Raw genomic sequence first — 14963 nt, 5'->3', positions numbered from 1 at the left:
ACGCTCGCCGAGGCCGGCCTCACGGTCGACGACGTGGAGCTCCAGCCGCTGCAGCACGCTGACGGCCGCACGGCCCTCGAGGGCGGGAGCGTCGAGGCATGGTCCGGCCTCGACCCGATCATGGCGGCCGCCGAGAAGGAGTCCGGCGCGCAGCTGGTGTACCGCAACGTCGACTTCAACACCTACGGCTTCCTCAACGCCACCGAGGACTTCATCGACCACCACGCGGACGTCGCCCAGGTGGTCGTGGACGCCTACGAGCAGGCCCGCACCTGGGCGCTCGCGCACCTCGAGGAGACCGCGCAGCTCCTGGCCGATGCCGCGAGCATCGACCTCGCCGTCGCCACGACCGTGATCCAGGAGCGCTCGAACCTCGACGTCTCCGGAGTGCCCGGTGAGGACCAGCTCGCCGTGCTCGAGGCGATCTCCCCGATGCTCTCCGACTCCGGGGACGTCCGGGGCGGGGCCGAGGCCGTGGAGACGGCCCGCGGCGAGATCCTCCACGCCGACTTCGCGACCGCCGCGGTGGAGAAGCAATGAGCGTGCCGGGATCCGGCGTCGCCCTCGTCGTCGACGCCGCGAGCGCCGCCGGGCGGACCGCCGAGGCCGAGGCGCTGGACGCCGCCCGTCGCGCCGACGGGAGCACGGGCGGGGGCACCGGTCGGGCCGGAGCGGATGCTCCGTCCGCTCCCCGCACCGTCTGGGACCGCACCGGCGTGCGCCTCGCCGCCGGCGCCGTGCTGCCCCTGCTGATCCTGCTGGCCTGGCAGATCACGACCGCCGCCGAGCTGGTCCCCGCCTATCGCCTGCCCGGTCCGTGGGCCGTGGTGCAGGCCGGCGTCGAGCTCCTCGAGCGCGGCGAGCTGGGACTGCACATCGCGATCTCCGTGCAGCGTGTGCTGATCGGTTTCGCGGCCGGATCCGTCGTGGGCCTCGCCGTCGCCGCCGTCGTGGGCCTGTCCCGCGCGGGGGACGCGCTGCTGAACCCGACGCTGGCCGCCCTGCGCGCGGTGCCCTCGCTGGCCTGGGTGCCGCTGCTGATCCTGTGGCTGCAGATCGGGGAGGAATCGAAGATCACGCTGATCGCGATCGGTGCCTTCTTCCCGGTGTTCACCACCGTCGCCGCCGCGCTGCGCCACATCGACCCCCATCTGGTCGAGGCCGGGCGCTGCTTCGGCCTGCGCGGCTGGTCGCTCTTCCGCACGATCCAGCTGCCCGCCGTGGTGCCCTCGGTGGTCTCCGGGCTGCGCCTCGCGCTCGCCCAGGCCTGGCTGTTCCTGGTCGCCGCCGAGCTGATCGCCTCCTCGATGGGTCTGGGATTCATCCTCAACGACTCCCAGCAGACCGGTCGGGTGGACCGGATCCTGCTGGCCATCGTGCTGCTCGCCCTGCTGGGCAGCCTCACCAACGCCCTGCTGGGGATCGCCGAGAAGAAGCTGCTGAGGAGGTGGACATGAGCATCACCGAGGACCGACAGACCGCAACTCGACCGGCTGAGACCCGACTGGTCGAGACCCGCGCCTTCGCGCCGGACCCCGCGCTCGAGGGGACCTGGAACGTGGACGAGAGCATCCACGCCACGGCGTCGGCCGACCCCACCGCCTTCTGGGAGGCCGCCGCGCGCCGCCTGGACTGGGCCGAGCCCTGGCACACCGCCCACGAGTGGGAGCCGCCGACGACGGATCCCGCAACCGGCGTGCTGAGCGTCCCCGCCGCCCGCTGGTTCGTCGGCGGACGGTTGAACGTCGCCGAGAACTGCGTGGACCGCCACGTGCGCGCCGGGAGGGGCACCAAGGTCGCCCTGCACTTCGAAGGGGAGGGCGGCGACCGCGAGTCCGTCACCTACGACGACCTCCAGCGCCGCGTGAGCCAGGCCGCCGATGCCCTGACGGACCTCGGTATCGTGCCCGGCGACCGCGTGGTCGTCTATCTCCCCGTGCTCGTGGAGACCATCGTCATCTCGCTCGCCTGCGCCCGGATCGGCGCCGTGCACTCTCTGGTCTTCGGTGGGTTCAGCGCCGAGGCGGTGCGCTTCCGCCTGCAGGACACCGGGGCGAAGCTCCTGGTCACCTCCGACGGCCAGTTCCGTCGCGGCGCGGCCGTCGAGGTGAAATCCCAGGCCGACGACGCCGCCCGCGATCTGCCCGACCTCGAGCACGTGCTCGTCGTGCGCCGCACGGGCCAGGACATCGCCTGGACCCCGGGCCGCGACGTGTGGTGGCACGAGAGCGTGGGTGCCGCTAGCGAGCATCACGAGGCCCGCAGCTTCGACGCCGAGCACCCGCTGTTCATCATCTACACCTCCGGCACCACCGGGAAGCCCAAGGGCCTCGTGCACACCTCCGGCGGCTATCTCACGCACACCTCGTGGTCGCACTGGGCGCACTTCGACGCGACGAGCGACGACGTGCACTGGTGCACCGCGGACCTCGCCTGGGTCACCGCCCACACCTACGAGATCTACGGTCCGCTCTCCAACGGACTCACGCAGGTCATCTACGAGGGCACCCCCGGCGAGCCCACCCGTGAGCGGCACCTGGAGATCATCGAGCGCTACGGCGTCACCGTCTACTACACGGCGCCCACCCTGATCCGCACCTTCATGAGCTGGTTCGGGGACGAGCTGCCCACCGGGCACGACCTGTCCTCCCTGCGCCTGCTGGGCACTGTCGGCGAGGCGATCAACCCCGAGGCCTGGGTGTGGTTCCACCGCACCTTCGGCCGCGGCGAGCTGCCGATCATCGACACGTGGTGGCAGTCCGAGACCGGCGCCTCGATGCTCGTGCCGCTGCCCGGCGTGACCACCCTCAAGCCCGGCTCCGCGACCGTGCCGCTGCCCGGCATCGACATGGCCGTCGTCGACGCGGAGGGCGCCGAGCAGCCTGTGGGCGTGGCCGGCACGCTCGTGGCCCGTCGGCCCTGGCCCGGGATGGCGCGCACCGTGTGGGGCGACCCCGAGCGCTACCGCGACTCCTACTGGGCGGACTACGCCGGGTGCGGTGAGCACGGCGGCTACTACGTCGCCGGGGACTCCGCCACGGTCGACGCCGACGGCTGCTTCTGGATCCTCGGCCGACTGGACGATGTCGTGAACGTCTCCGGGCACCGCCTGTCCACCATCGAGATCGAATCCGCGCTGGTCGCGGACCGGAGCGTGCAGGAGGTCGGCGCCGCCGGTGTCGAGGACCCGCTCACCGGGCAGGCCGTGGCGGTGTTCGTGATCCCGTCGTCCGTGATCCCCTCGGGCACTGCGGCTCTGGATCCGGGAGTACTCCGCGCCCGGGTCGCCGCGGAGATCGGGCCGATCGCCAAGCCCCGCTTCGTGATCGAGGTGCCGGACCTGCCCCGGACCCGCTCCGGGAAGATCATGCGCCGCCTGCTCGCCCAGCTGATCCATGCCGAGCGCGCTCGGCGTGCGGGGCGCACTCCGCCGCCGCTGGGGGACATCACATCCCTGCAGAACCCGGAGGCGGTCGACGCCGTGGCCGCGGCGCTCGCCGAGCTCCCCGCGGAGGACCCCGCCGTCGCCCCGCACCCCTGACCGGACTGCCGTAGCGCATACCGGACACCGCGCCACGCACCCCGACCCCGGCACAGACCCAGACCCCGACCTGACGTCGAATACCCACCCCGACCCTGGAGGACCCATGACCACCACCGTCCCCGCTTCGACCTTCGAGACGCCGCTGAAGTTCGCGTACTGGGTGCCGAACGTCTCCGGAGGCCTCGTCGTCTCCACCATCGAGCAGCGCACCGACTGGCAGCTGCCCTACAACTCGCGCCTCGCCCAGGTCGCGGAGAACTCCGGCTTCGAGTATGCGCTGACCCAGACCCGCTACGCCGCCAGCTACGGCGCGGACAAGCAGCACGAGGCCTCCGCCTTCAGCCTCGCCCTGCTCGGCGCGACCGAGCGCCTGAAGGTGATCGCCGCCTTCCACCCCGGGATGTGGCACCCCGGCGTGCTCGCCAAGTGGCTGATCACCGCGGACCACCTCTCCGGCGGGCGCGCCGCGGTGAACATCGTCTCCGGCTGGCTCAAGGACGAGTTCGTGAAGTTCGGGCTGCCCTGGCTCGAGCACGACGAGCGCTACGTGCGCACCGAGGAGTTCATCTCCGCGCTGCGCGGTCTGCTCACCGAGAACGGCTACTCCCAGGACGGGACGTACTACTCGATCGACGACTTCACCCTCTCGCCCAAGCCCGTCGACGTGCCCGGTCGTCCGCACCCGGAGATCTTCTTCGGCGGCAACTCCACCGCCGCGCAGGGCACGGCGGGCCGTGTCGCCGACTGGTACTTCTCCAACGGCCGCACCCTCGAGGGCTATGAGGAGAACGTCGCCGGTGTGCTGGCGTCCGCCCAGGCGGCCGGTCGTGCGCCGAAGTTCGGTCTGAACGGCTTCGTCATCGCGCGCGAGTCCCGGAAGGAGGCGGAGGAGACTCTGCGCGAGATCGTCGCCAAGGCGCATCGTCCCGCCGTCGAGGGCTTCAGGCAGTCCGTGCAGGAGGCCGGCGCCTCCACCAAGGACGGCAAGGGCATGTGGGCCGGCTCCTCCTTCGAGGATCTCGTGCAGTACAACGACGGCTTCAAGACGCAGCTCATCGGCACCCCCGAGGAGATCGCGGACCGCATCATCGAGTACAAGAAGGTGGGCGTGAACCTCCTGCTGACCTGCTACCTCCACTTCACGGAGGAGACCGCGGCCTTCGGACGGGACGTGCTGCCGATCGTGCGGGAGAAGGAGAAGGACCTCGCCCGCGCCCGCGGCACCGAGCTGAACACCGACCTGATCCCCGTCGTGCCCGGCGTGAGCGCCGAGGAGGCCGCCGCGGCGACCGCCGAGACGCTGCCCGAGGACCACCCGTCGAAGGTGGGGGTGTCTGCGTGAACGAGCCGACCGATCTGACCCAGCACGCGCAGGAGCAGCAGCCCCCGTCGGCCTCGGCGGAGTCCCCGGCGACCGCGGCGCAGTCCTCGTCGGCCCCGGCGGAGACCTCGTCGGTCGGACCGGCGCCGAGCCCCGAGCGCAGCTTCGGGTTCCGCACCCGGGCCCTCCACGCGGGCGGAACGCCCGATGCCCAGCACGGCGCGCGAGCGGTCCCGATCTACCAGACCACGTCGTTCGTCTTCGACGATGCGGCCGACGCGGCGAACCTCTTCGCCCTGCAGAAGTACGGCAACATCTACTCCCGGATCGGCAACCCCACCGTCGCGGCCTTCGAGGAGCGCATCGCCTCGCTCGAGGGTGGGATCGGTGCGGTCGCGACCGCCTCGGGGATGAGCGCGGAGTTCATCACCTTCGCGGCGCTCGTGGGCGTGGGCGACCACGTCGTGAGCTCCGCGCAGCTGTACGGCGGCACCGTCACCCAGCTCGACGTGACGCTGCGCCGCTTCGGCGTGGAGACCACCTTCGTGCCCTCGTCGGATCCGGCGGACTTCCGTGCCGCGTTCCGGCCCGAGACGAAGGTGCTCTACGTCGAGATGATCGGCAATCCCTCCGGCGAGATCGCCGACCTCGAGGGGCTCTCCGCGCTCGCCCATGAGCACGGGGTGCCGCTCGTGGTCGACGCGACGCTGGCGACCCCCTACCTGGTGCGTCCGCTCGAGCACGGGGCCGACATCGTCATCCACTCCGCCACGAAGTTCCTCGGCGGGCACGGCACGACCCTGGGCGGCGTGGTCGTGGAGTCCGGCCGCTTCGACTGGGGCAACGGCAACTTCCCGCAGATGACAGAGCCGGTCGCGTCGTACGGCGGCATCAGGTGGTGGGACAACTTCGGCGAGTACGGCTTCCTCACCAAGCTGCGCTCGGAGCAGCTGCGCGACATCGGTCCGTCGCTGCCCGCGCAGTCCGCCTTCCAGCTGCTGCAGGGCGTCGAGACGCTCCCGCAGCGCATCGACGCCCACCTCGCCGGGGCCGCGGCCGTCGCGCAGTGGCTCGAGGAGGATCCGCGTATCTCGTACGTGACCTGGGCGGGGCTGCCGTCCCACCCGCACCATGCGCGGGCGCGGAAGTACCTGCCGCTCGGCCCGGGATCCGTCTTCGCCTTCGGCGTGCGGCCGACGGGGGAGTTCACGAGCGACGAGGAGGAGTCCGCGGCAGCGCGGGCGACGGGCGAGGAGGTCATCGCGAACCTGCAGCTCGCCTCGCACCTGGCGAACATCGGTGACGCGCGCACTCTCGTGATCCACCCCGCCTCGACCACCCACCAGCAGCTCTCCCCGGAGCAGCTCGCCGCCGGTGGCGTCAAGGCGGATCTGATCCGGATCTCGGTGGGCCTGGAGGACATCGACGACATCCTGTGGGACCTGGACCAGGCGATCACCACGGCGACAGGAACCCCGCGGACCGAAACCCAGCGGACGGAAGCCCAGCGGACGGAGGAGGCACGATGACCGGCATCAGTGTGGAGGGTGCGGGCTCGGCCTGCGCCGTCCCGCCAGTTCCCTCAGCCCCGTCGGGCCCGTCAGGCCAGACCGGGGCGACCGAGGCAGGCGCCCCGTTGCGCACCTGGCAGGGTCCGTCGGCCCCGGATCGCTTGGCGATCCTGCGTCGGGCGAAGAGCATCGCGATCGTCGGCGCCTCGGCGAACCCCTCGCGGGCCAGCTATTTCGTGGCGACCTACCTGCGCTCGAGCTCGCCGTACGACGTGTACTTCGTCAACCCGCGGGCCGACACGATCCTCGGGCAGCCGGCCTATGCCTCGCTCGCCGACCTCCCGGTGGTGCCGGACCTGGTGGACGTGTTCCGCAAGGACGCCGACCTGCCGGGCGTGGCCCAGGAGGCGGTGGACGTCGGCGCGAAGGCGCTGTGGCTGCAGCTGGGCTCGTGGAACGAGGAGGCCGCGGCGATCGCCGAGGCCGCCGGGCTCGACGTGGTGATGGACCGCTGCGTGAAGATCGAGCACGCCCGCTTCCACGGCGGACTGCACCTGGCCGGGTTCAACACGGGCGAGATCACCTCGCGGAAACAGCGCCTCAGCGGGCGCGGCTGAGCGTACGCTCGCAAGTCAGGCGCGGGTCGGGGATCACCTCGGCCCGCGTTCTGCTGCCCGGGGTGGGCATCAACCCAGCGGGCGCGAGAAGTCGATCGTGACGCCGGGGGCGGCGGGGATCTGCACGCAGGCGGAGCGCTCGCCGAAGTCCATGTCGACCGGCTCCCGCACCGCGAGCGCGCCGCGCTCGATCGCCTGCTGGAACGCCTCGTCGACGTCGTCGCAGTGCATGTGGATCACGACGCCGCGGGACGTCTCGTCGCCCGGGGCCGGGGCGTTGATCCAGAGCGGGATGCTGCCCGGCGCAGTCAGCGAGGCGAAACTGCCGAAATCGGATTCGATGGTCCAGCCGAGCGCGTCGCGCAGGGCGCTCGCGATCGAGGACGGTTCGTCGAGGACGAGGGTGAGAGCGCGGATTCCGGTCATCGGGATGCTCCTTCGGCAGGGTGCCAGCGGTTCTCGCACCGTAGTGCACGAGGAGCGTCGGCGTCCGGGACTCGGGAGTGGAGAGGGCGTGGTCAGCCTTCGACGCGGATCCCCAGGTGGCTCGCGAACGCCGGCGCCATCTCGGTGACCTGCTGGGCGTCGAGCGTTGCGCCGGACATGCCCTCGAGGTTGCTGATCGCGCCCATCTCGAGCCCTCGCAGATCCACGTCCTTCAATCGGGCGTGGGCGAGGGCGACGCTGCTGGCGCGGCAGTTCACGAAGGCGACTCGCGTGGCGGTGACGCCGGCGAGGTCCAGCTCGTCGATCGTGCAGTCCTCGAAGAGCACGTCCTCGAGCGTCGAGGAGCGCAGATTGATCCAGTCGAACTTGCTGCCCACGATCCGGGTGGAGCGGATCTCCGCGTCGTAGATGTCCAGCGCGCCGAGCCGCGACCCGCTCAGCTCGACGTCGCGCCAGGTGCTGCGGGTCGCGTCCAGGACCGGGGCGTTCAGCCGTTCCAGGCGCGTCTCGATCAGCCGTGCGTGCGTCAGCGTGGTCGTGTGCGCCGTGACGCCCACCAGCTCGCACTCCGTGAAGGTGGCGCCGGTGAGGTCGAGCCCGGAGAGGTCCGCCCCCTCGAGCCGGAGCCCTTCGTGGCTGTCGTGAGCCTCGAGCTGATCGACGTCCGCCGGCTCGAGGTCGGGCAGGATGAGTCGACTCAGCACAGGCTTCTTGGTGGTGGCATTCCGGCGTGCGATGGGGGACACCTCGAGATCGGGGGTGGGGCCTCCTGCAGCGACGGGACTGCAGTGGCGGGAGACGACTCCGAGACTACGTGGCGGGGCTGACGGGCGACGACGTGGGGCTGCGACGACGGGTGATGCCGACGGGTGGCGCCGACGGGTGGCGCCGACGGGTGGTGCCGACGGGCTGTCGAGTGACGACGACGCTCCGACAGGAATCGAACCTGCGACCGCCTCCTTATGGGGGAGCTGCTCTACCGGGCTGAGCTACGGAGCGTGACGCCAGGTCCGGAGGCGAGCGCCCGGCGACGAAGCCCATCCTGAAGGTCCGTGAGCGGCGGTGTCGAGCATCCTGTCATGAGCCGTCTCCTGCTGACTCGGGGCGTCGTCCGGGTTCTTCGGGACGTTCGACGGAAATCATCCTTCCTCCCCACAGGGTGGTTTTCCACATCGTGCTGGTGGGCGATCAGAAAATGTGTCGTGGAGAGGCAATAGTCAACCTTTCCTCCCCAGGGGTGGTTTATCCACAATGGGAGTATCGAGGCGGCCGATGAGTGGCGTGCGGTGCGGCGAGTCTCGGTGTGAAGGGATGTCGTGCGTGCTGTTGACCTGGGATGTTGTGTGCCGTGGTGAGGCATGTCGTGCAGGCTCCTTGCTCGGGGGCGGTCAGCGAGCTTTGAGGGGTCGGGGGTCGGGGGTCGGGGGTCGGGGGTCGTCGGGCGGTGAAATCAGCGGAGCGATCCGCACGGCCGAGAAGGTGCATGGAGGTTATCCACATTCTGCGACCCGCTCTTTCTTTTGTCGGTGCCCGGCGGAACAATAGAGGCATGAACACGGATTCGCAGGATGTCGACGCGGACGACGGGGACCCCACCCGCCGGCAGCTCGATGTTCTGCGGCACGGCGGCCCGGTCGCTCTCGCGGAACTGCTCGGAGACCAGTCCTATCTGCTCGCGGAGCTCGCTCTCGAACCGGGCGCCTTGTTCGCTCTCGACGGCCCGGAGCGGCCGTCGGCGCACTACTCCGCTGTCGTCGGGCGGCTCCATGAACAGCGCTCTGCCCTGGAGGCGCTCGAGGCTCGAGCCATTGCGAGCCTGGCGGAATCGATCCGTCGCGAGACCCATGCGCAGGAGGCGGCGAACGCCGCTCAGGAGATGACAGCCATGGCCCCGGAGTCGATCCTCGACAAGCGGGCCGAGCGCGCTGCGACCCGGGAGATCTCGATGATCACCCACCGCTCCCCGTCCGGTGCCGGGCGCACCCTGGGTTCGTGCCGACGCATGGTCGAGTCCATGCCGGAGATGTTCGAGGCCATCGTGACGGGGCAGGTGACCTTCGAGAAGGTCCACAGCGCAGCCGCCTCCGTCGCGCCCCTGTCCCCGGAGCAGCGCCAGCAGGTGGATCGCGGTCTCGCGAAGCGGCTTCCTGCCCTCGACGGTGCGGGCACCAAGAGATGGAAGCGCGAGGTCGCACGGCAGATCGAGGCAGCGGACCCACAGGGGGAGGCACGACGGCATCAGTATGCTCGCACCCGTCGTCACGTCACAGTGCGGCCTGGCGAGCACGGTATGGCGACCGTCTCCGCGCGGCTCCCCTCCCTGGACGCCGCCCTGATCCGCAAGCGCCTCTCGCTCGACGCCGAGAAACTGCGAGCCCAGGGGGACCGCCGGGGTCACCAGGCCATCCAGGCGGACATCTTCGTGGACACGCTCCTGGGCCGCGAGACGGGCATGGCCCCCATGACCCTCGACATCGGGGTGATCATCACCGACCGTGCTCTGTTCTCCCCCAGCCAGGGCGACATCGCCCATATCGAGGGGTACGGGCCGGTGCCCTCCGAATCACTCCGTGAGGAGCTGCGCGCCGCGCTCAGCAGCAAGAAGAACGTGATGGACGAGGCGCTGGGGGAGGACGGGCCTGCTGCTCGAGCCGAGCTCAGACGCCTCTATACGCACCCCACCACCGGTGAGCTCGTCGCCATGGAGTCCACAGCCCGAGCCTTCCCTCCGGAGCTCGCACGATTCATCCTCTGGCGCGACGTGACCTGCCGCGGCCCCTTCTGCGACGCCCCCAGCCGCCAGACGGACCACATCAAGCCCTACTCCGAGGGCGGTCACACCTGCCTGGACAACGGAGACGGTGACTGTGTTTTCTGCAACGACAAGGAACAGCAGACACGCAGCGTCGAACGGGACGATGCTCCGGAGACCCAGGGACACAGCGTCACGTGGACCAGCGTCAACGGCGTCACCCGCACCACCACGCCAGAGCCGCTCGGTCCGTCCGAGGAGGCCGTGAGTCCACCGATGGCGTCGGGAGGGCAGGACTCGTCCCGAGCATCCGACACATCGACTCCACCCGATGAGTCGACCGCAACCAACAGGTCAACCGCGTCCAACAAGTCGCCCGCATCCAACAGGTCGACTCCGTCCGACAGGGAGGCACCGGCCGGCGGCCCTCGCCGTTATCGCCGAGTGCGTCAGATCCGTGCATCTCGCCGCCGAGGGGACACCAGGACAAGGACCCGGGTGAGCAAGCGCCGTCGCGTACCTCGGCGCAGTTCACGAGGACGAGGGCCCACGCAGGGCAGAGGACGAGGGTCCACCCAGGATGAAGGGCGGGAGTCTGCCTGATCTGCGGGAGCGGTCTCCTCGGGGCCGGGAACTCCGCCCCGAGCCAGACCCGCGCACACCGATGCCCAGGACGCCCACGAGACCTCCACAACTTCTCCCTCGCCGTGGGGGCCCCTGGTGTCAGGATCTCGTCATGACCACGTATTACGCCTCGGCCGCCGCCTCACCGAGCATCAGAACCAGGGCGAATCCGGCTTCTCGATGGATCGGGGTCGGGGGCACGGCGCTGGTTCTCGCCTATGCCGTCTTCGCAGCCCTTCAGATCCAGGTGCTGAACCCGCTCGCGGCGGTGCCGGGCAGCTCGCTGCGAGAGATCAGCGCGGCGGTGGGGAACACCGCCGACACCATGGGGTGGGGTCTGATGATCGTCGTCCTGGCGCTGGGTCCCCTGATCGCCGTGCTCATCACGATCATCGGGTGGCGCGGACGGATTCCCACCACAGGCATGCTGGTGGCGATGCTCGGGCTGCTCATGCTCGGCACACCGGCGTACTTCGTGGCGTCGTTCCCCGCCGGGATGACTCTGGCCGACACGTTCGGGATCGGCGGAGCCGACCATTCGCCGTGGGCCGGGGTCCTCCACCTCGTCAGCCTGCTCGCCCTGATCGCTCTCGTCGTGATCGCAGTTCGCGCCGTGATCCGAGCGACCGTCCGGAGCGTCGCCCCGGGCAACGCCTGATGAGCTCGGGCATGCGGCACTGAGTCCCTGAGTCCCTGAGTCCCTGAGTCCCTGAGTCTGGGCACCGACTCCCGGTGCCCAGACCCCGGGCCCTCACCTGAGGGCGCGCGGTCAGCTCACGCCGCGGTCAGCTCACGCCGAGGCGGCAGCCTTCGCCGCTCCCGGCAGCGCAGAGGCGATGCGATCGAGTACCTCCGGCGTGTGCGCGGTGGAGACGAACCAGGCCTCGAAGGCCGATGGAGGCAGGTAGACCCCCGCCTCGAGCATCCCGTGGAAGAACCGGGTGAAGGCCGCGGTGTCCTGCGCCTTCGCGTCCGTGTAGCCCGACACCGGATCCTCGCGGAAGAACACCGAGAACAGGGTCCCGGCACTCTGGATGACGTGGGGGACCCCGGCCGTGGTGAGAGCGTCGGCCACCAGCTGCTGCAACGTGCTCGACGCCGCCCCGAGAGTCTCGTAGGCCGCCTCGTCCAGGCCGGCGAAGGTCGCCAGACCCGCCGCCGTCGCCAGCGGATTCCCGGACAGGGTTCCCGCCTGGTACACCGGACCGGCCGGCGCCAGCAGCCCCATGAGGTCCTTCCGGCCACCGAAGGCGCCGACCGGCAGCCCGCCGCCGATGACCTTGCCGAAGGTCATGAGGTCCGGCGCCCAGGCATCATCCGCCCCAGCGACCCCGGTGGGGCCGTCGACCCCGTAGTAGCCCTCACGGCTCGCCCGGAACCCGGTGAGCACCTCGTCGCTGATCAGGAGCGCGCCGTTCGCGTGCGCGGTCTGCGACAGGAAGCGGTTGAAGCCGACCCCGTCGGCCTCCAGCGGCGGGACCACGCCCATGTTCGCGGGCGCCGCCTCGGTGATGATCGCGGCGATCTCGGAACCGCGCTCGGCGAACAGCGCCGTGACCGCCTCGCGATCGCCGTAGGGCAGCACCACGGTGTCCCGAGCGGTCGACGCCGTCACGCCGGCGGACCCCGGCATCGCGAAGGTCGCGACTCCGCTGCCCGCCTCGGCGAGCAGGGCGTCGACATGGCCGTGGTAGCAGCCGGCGAACTTCACGATCACGTCGCGGCTGGTGGCCGCCCGGGCAACGCGCAGCGCGCTCATCGTCGCCTCGGTCCCGGAATTGACCAGGCGCAGCTGCTCGACCGGCGCGATGCGGGAGATGACCTCCTCGGCGAGCGTCACCTCACCGGGCTGCGGCGCCCCGAAGGACAGTCCGCGGCCGGCGGCCTCACGCACCGCCTCGACGACGCCTTCGTGGGCGTGGCCCAGGATCATCGGCCCCCAGGACCCCACCAGGTCCACGTACTCGCGGCCATCGGCGTCGTGCAGCAGAGCGCCCTTCGCGGAGGTCAGGAACGGCGGGGTGCCGCCCACGGATCCGAAGGCACGCACAGGGGAGTTGACCCCGGACGGGATCACCTTCTGGGCGCGGGTGAAGAGGTCGGCGGAGGATGCACTGGTCATGAGAGGTCTCCTGGAGGGGTCGCGGGAGGTGGGTGGACTGGGTGAGCCGATCGGGGTGCCTGGCCTCAGCGGAACTCGCGCAGGTGGGCGGGCAGCCCGTCGCGGTACCACTGGGCGACCTCGCTCGCGTAGTAGGTCAGCACGGTCGAGGCCCCGGCACGGCGGAACGCCAGCAGCGACTCGAGGATCATGCGGTCCCGGTCGATCCAGCCGTTGGCCGCGGCCGCCTCGATCATCGCGTACTCGCCGGAGACCTGGTAGGCGCCGACGGGGACCGGCGAGATCTGGGCGACCTCGCGCAGCACGTCGAGATACGGCAGCCCGGGCTTGACCATCACCAGATCGGCACCTTCGGCGAGGTCGAGCTCCAGCTCGCGCAGCGCCTCGCGGCCGTTCGCCGGATCCTGCTGGTACGTGCGCCGATCGCCCTGCAGGGAGGAGTCGACGGCCTCGCGGAACGGTCCGTAGAAGGCCGACGCGTACTTCGCGGTGTAGGCGTAGATCGCGGTCTCCAGATGCCCCGCCGCATCGAGCTCCTCACGGATCGCCGCGATCTGGCCGTCCATCATCCCCGAGGGGCCCAGCAGGTGGGCGCCGGCCTCGGCCTGGGCGAGGGCCATCTCGCGGTAGCGCAGCAGGGTGGCGTCGTTGTCCACGCGGCCGTCGGCGTCGAGCACACCGCAATGGCCGTGGTCGGTGAACTCGTCCAGGCACAGGTCAGCCATGATCACGGTCTCGTCGCCCAGCTCGGAGCGCAGGCGCGCCAGAGCCTGGTTGAGGATCCCGTCGGGGTCGGTCGCCCCGGAGCCCACGGCGTCCTTGTGCTCGGGCACGCCGAACAGCATCACGCCGCCGACGCCGCGCTCGGCGGCCTCGGTCGACGCGCGCACCAGGGAATCCATCGTGTGCTGGACGACGCCGGGCATGGAGCTCACGGGCTTGTTCTCGTTCGCCCCCTCGCGCACGAACATCGGCAGCACGAGATCCGCCGGGCGCAGGGTGTTCTCCCGCACCAGGGAGCGCATGGCGGCGCTCGAGCGCAGGCGGCGGGGTCGGTCGACGGGGAGGGTCATGGGGTGGCTCCTTGCGGATGGAGGGGACGGGTGGAAGAGCGGGCGGGGGATCCGGGAAGAGGAGCGGCGGTCAGGGGCCGAGGTCGAGCGCTCGCACGACGACGGCGGCGAGGGCTGCGTCGGTCGGCTCCTCGGCCTGGAGGGTGACCCTCAGGCCGGCCTCACGCACCGCCTCGCTGGTCGGGTCGCCGATCGTGAGGATCGCGGTGGAGGGGTGGATCCCGATCGCCGCCGCACGGCGCGCAATCATGGGACTGGTCAGCACCATCGCGCTGTAGCCGCCGGTGCGCAGCGCCTGCGCGGAGGCCTCCGGGAGATCGACGGGCTCGGGCCGGTACACGGTCACCTGGTCGACGCGATAGCCCTTCGACCGCAGCCCCTCGGGCACGGTGGGCGAGGCGGCGCCGGAGGCAGGGAACAGCACCCGGGAGGCCTGAGCCGTGCTCGTGGTCGGCATCTCCTCCACGAGGGCCGCGCCGGAGCCGGAGGCGACCACGTCGGCCCGGATCCCGACCGCGGCCAGCGCCGCCGCGGTGCCCTCGCCCACGGCGACGACCTGCGTGCACGGAGGAACGCCGACGGGGGTCTCCGCCGTGGCCTCGGCAGCGAAGAGGGCCTCCACCGCTGTGCGGGAGGTGACGACCAGATGCGTGTACTCCCCGGCCGCGAGGCGCTCGCGGGCCAGATCGACCTCCGGCCCGCTCACGAGGACCAGACGGGTCAGGGGCCGATTCTCGACGGCGGCTCCCCGCTGCTCGAGCAGGGAGACCAGAGAGTCCCCGCGCCCGGCCGGTCGCGTGACCAGCACCGGCCGGGAGGGGCCGGCGGGGGTTCGGCCGGCGGCGCCCCGACCAGCGGGAGCTCGACCGGCGGAGGCTTGCACGGCGGGGGCTGGGCCCTCGCTCCTGTCGCACTCGCTTCTGCCACCTGCGCTCATAGAGCGCCTCCCTCC

At 71.0% G+C, this 14963-nt stretch carries 12 protein-coding genes, 1 tRNA gene and 1 pseudogene; 8 read left to right on the top strand and 6 right to left on the bottom strand.

Going from position 1 to position 14963, the window contains the following annotated elements:
* From ACT3UL_RS16940 to ACT3UL_RS16915, 6 genes and pseudogenes are all read left to right on the top strand, one after another.
* A pseudogene (locus ACT3UL_RS16940) lies at positions 1-540 on the top strand (aliphatic sulfonates ABC transporter substrate-binding protein); the annotation flags it as partial.
* On the top strand, positions 537-1457 hold the full coding sequence (locus tag ACT3UL_RS16935; protein ID WP_444579539.1) for an ABC transporter permease: 921 nt from the start codon (positions 537-539) through the stop codon (positions 1455-1457). The pseudogene ACT3UL_RS16940 and the gene ACT3UL_RS16935, both read left to right, overlap by 4 nt.
* Entirely contained in the window at positions 1454-3541 is a 2088-nt protein-coding gene (acs, locus tag ACT3UL_RS16930; protein ID WP_444579538.1) for an acetate--CoA ligase, read from the top strand. The genes ACT3UL_RS16935 and acs overlap by 4 nt, the downstream gene beginning before the upstream one ends.
* Before the next feature lie 106 nt (positions 3542-3647).
* A complete protein-coding gene (gene sfnG, locus ACT3UL_RS16925) occupies positions 3648-4886 on the top strand; it encodes a dimethylsulfone monooxygenase SfnG (protein ID WP_444579537.1) in 1239 nt (412 codons plus the stop codon).
* Positions 4883-6394 carry an O-acetylhomoserine aminocarboxypropyltransferase/cysteine synthase family protein gene (locus ACT3UL_RS16920; RefSeq protein ID WP_444579536.1) on the top strand — a complete coding sequence of 504 codons (1512 nt, stop codon included), beginning with the start codon at positions 4883-4885 and terminating at the stop codon, positions 6392-6394. Before sfnG ends, ACT3UL_RS16920 begins: the two co-directional genes overlap by 4 nt.
* Positions 6391-6993 carry a CoA-binding protein gene (locus tag ACT3UL_RS16915; protein WP_193118407.1) on the top strand — a complete coding sequence of 201 codons (603 nt, stop codon included), beginning with the start codon at positions 6391-6393 and terminating at the stop codon, positions 6991-6993. Before ACT3UL_RS16920 ends, ACT3UL_RS16915 begins: the two co-directional genes overlap by 4 nt.
* A 69-nt stretch (positions 6994-7062) precedes the next feature.
* Here ACT3UL_RS16915 and ACT3UL_RS16910 read toward each other — a convergent pair whose 3' ends face one another.
* The 3 genes from ACT3UL_RS16910 to ACT3UL_RS16900 all read right to left on the bottom strand — a co-directional run bounded on the left by ACT3UL_RS16910 (position 7063) and on the right by ACT3UL_RS16900 (position 8439).
* Positions 7063-7419 (bottom strand): VOC family protein, encoded by a 357-nt coding sequence (locus ACT3UL_RS16910; protein WP_444579535.1) that lies wholly within the window; start codon positions 7417-7419, stop codon positions 7063-7065.
* Between the two features lie 92 nt (positions 7420-7511).
* The gene (locus ACT3UL_RS16905) at positions 7512-8186 is read right to left on the bottom strand and encodes a pentapeptide repeat-containing protein (protein ID WP_444579534.1); all 675 of its coding nucleotides are present in this window, start codon (positions 8184-8186) and stop codon (positions 7512-7514) included.
* A gap of 179 nt (positions 8187-8365) precedes the next feature.
* A tRNA-Met gene (locus tag ACT3UL_RS16900) sits at positions 8366-8439 on the bottom strand.
* A 550-nt stretch (positions 8440-8989) separates the two neighbouring features.
* On the opposite strand from ACT3UL_RS16900, the gene ACT3UL_RS16895 reads away from it, so the two are divergent.
* Together ACT3UL_RS16895 and ACT3UL_RS16890 are read left to right on the top strand one after the other, a co-directional pair.
* The gene (locus ACT3UL_RS16895; protein WP_444579533.1) at positions 8990-10795 is read left to right on the top strand and encodes a DUF222 domain-containing protein; all 1806 of its coding nucleotides are present in this window, start codon (positions 8990-8992) and stop codon (positions 10793-10795) included.
* 133 nt (positions 10796-10928) lie between these two features.
* On the top strand, positions 10929-11474 hold the full coding sequence (locus ACT3UL_RS16890; RefSeq protein WP_193118279.1) for a hypothetical protein: 546 nt from the start codon (positions 10929-10931) through the stop codon (positions 11472-11474).
* Between the two features lie 132 nt (positions 11475-11606).
* On the opposite strand, the gene hemL is transcribed toward ACT3UL_RS16890, so the two are convergent.
* The 3 genes from hemL to ACT3UL_RS16875 all read right to left on the bottom strand — a co-directional run bounded on the left by hemL (position 11607) and on the right by ACT3UL_RS16875 (position 14819).
* Positions 11607-12938, bottom strand: coding sequence for a glutamate-1-semialdehyde 2,1-aminomutase (gene hemL, locus ACT3UL_RS16885; RefSeq protein WP_444579532.1), 1332 nt, complete (start codon positions 12936-12938; stop codon positions 11607-11609).
* A gap of 65 nt (positions 12939-13003) precedes the next feature.
* Positions 13004-14011 (bottom strand): porphobilinogen synthase, encoded by a 1008-nt coding sequence (hemB, locus tag ACT3UL_RS16880; protein WP_444579531.1) that lies wholly within the window; start codon positions 14009-14011, stop codon positions 13004-13006.
* Positions 14012-14081: 70 nt separating this feature from the next.
* Complete coding sequence (locus ACT3UL_RS16875) at positions 14082-14819, bottom strand: uroporphyrinogen-III synthase (protein ID WP_444579530.1); 738 nt, start codon at positions 14817-14819, stop codon at positions 14082-14084.
* Positions 14820-14963: the final 144 nt, after the last annotated feature.

Source organism: Brachybacterium sp. 107, from assembly GCF_052379725.1.
In the GTDB taxonomy this organism is placed as follows: domain Bacteria; phylum Actinomycetota; class Actinomycetes; order Actinomycetales; family Dermabacteraceae; genus Brachybacterium.
This window is presented reverse-complemented; position numbering and strand designations above follow the sequence as displayed.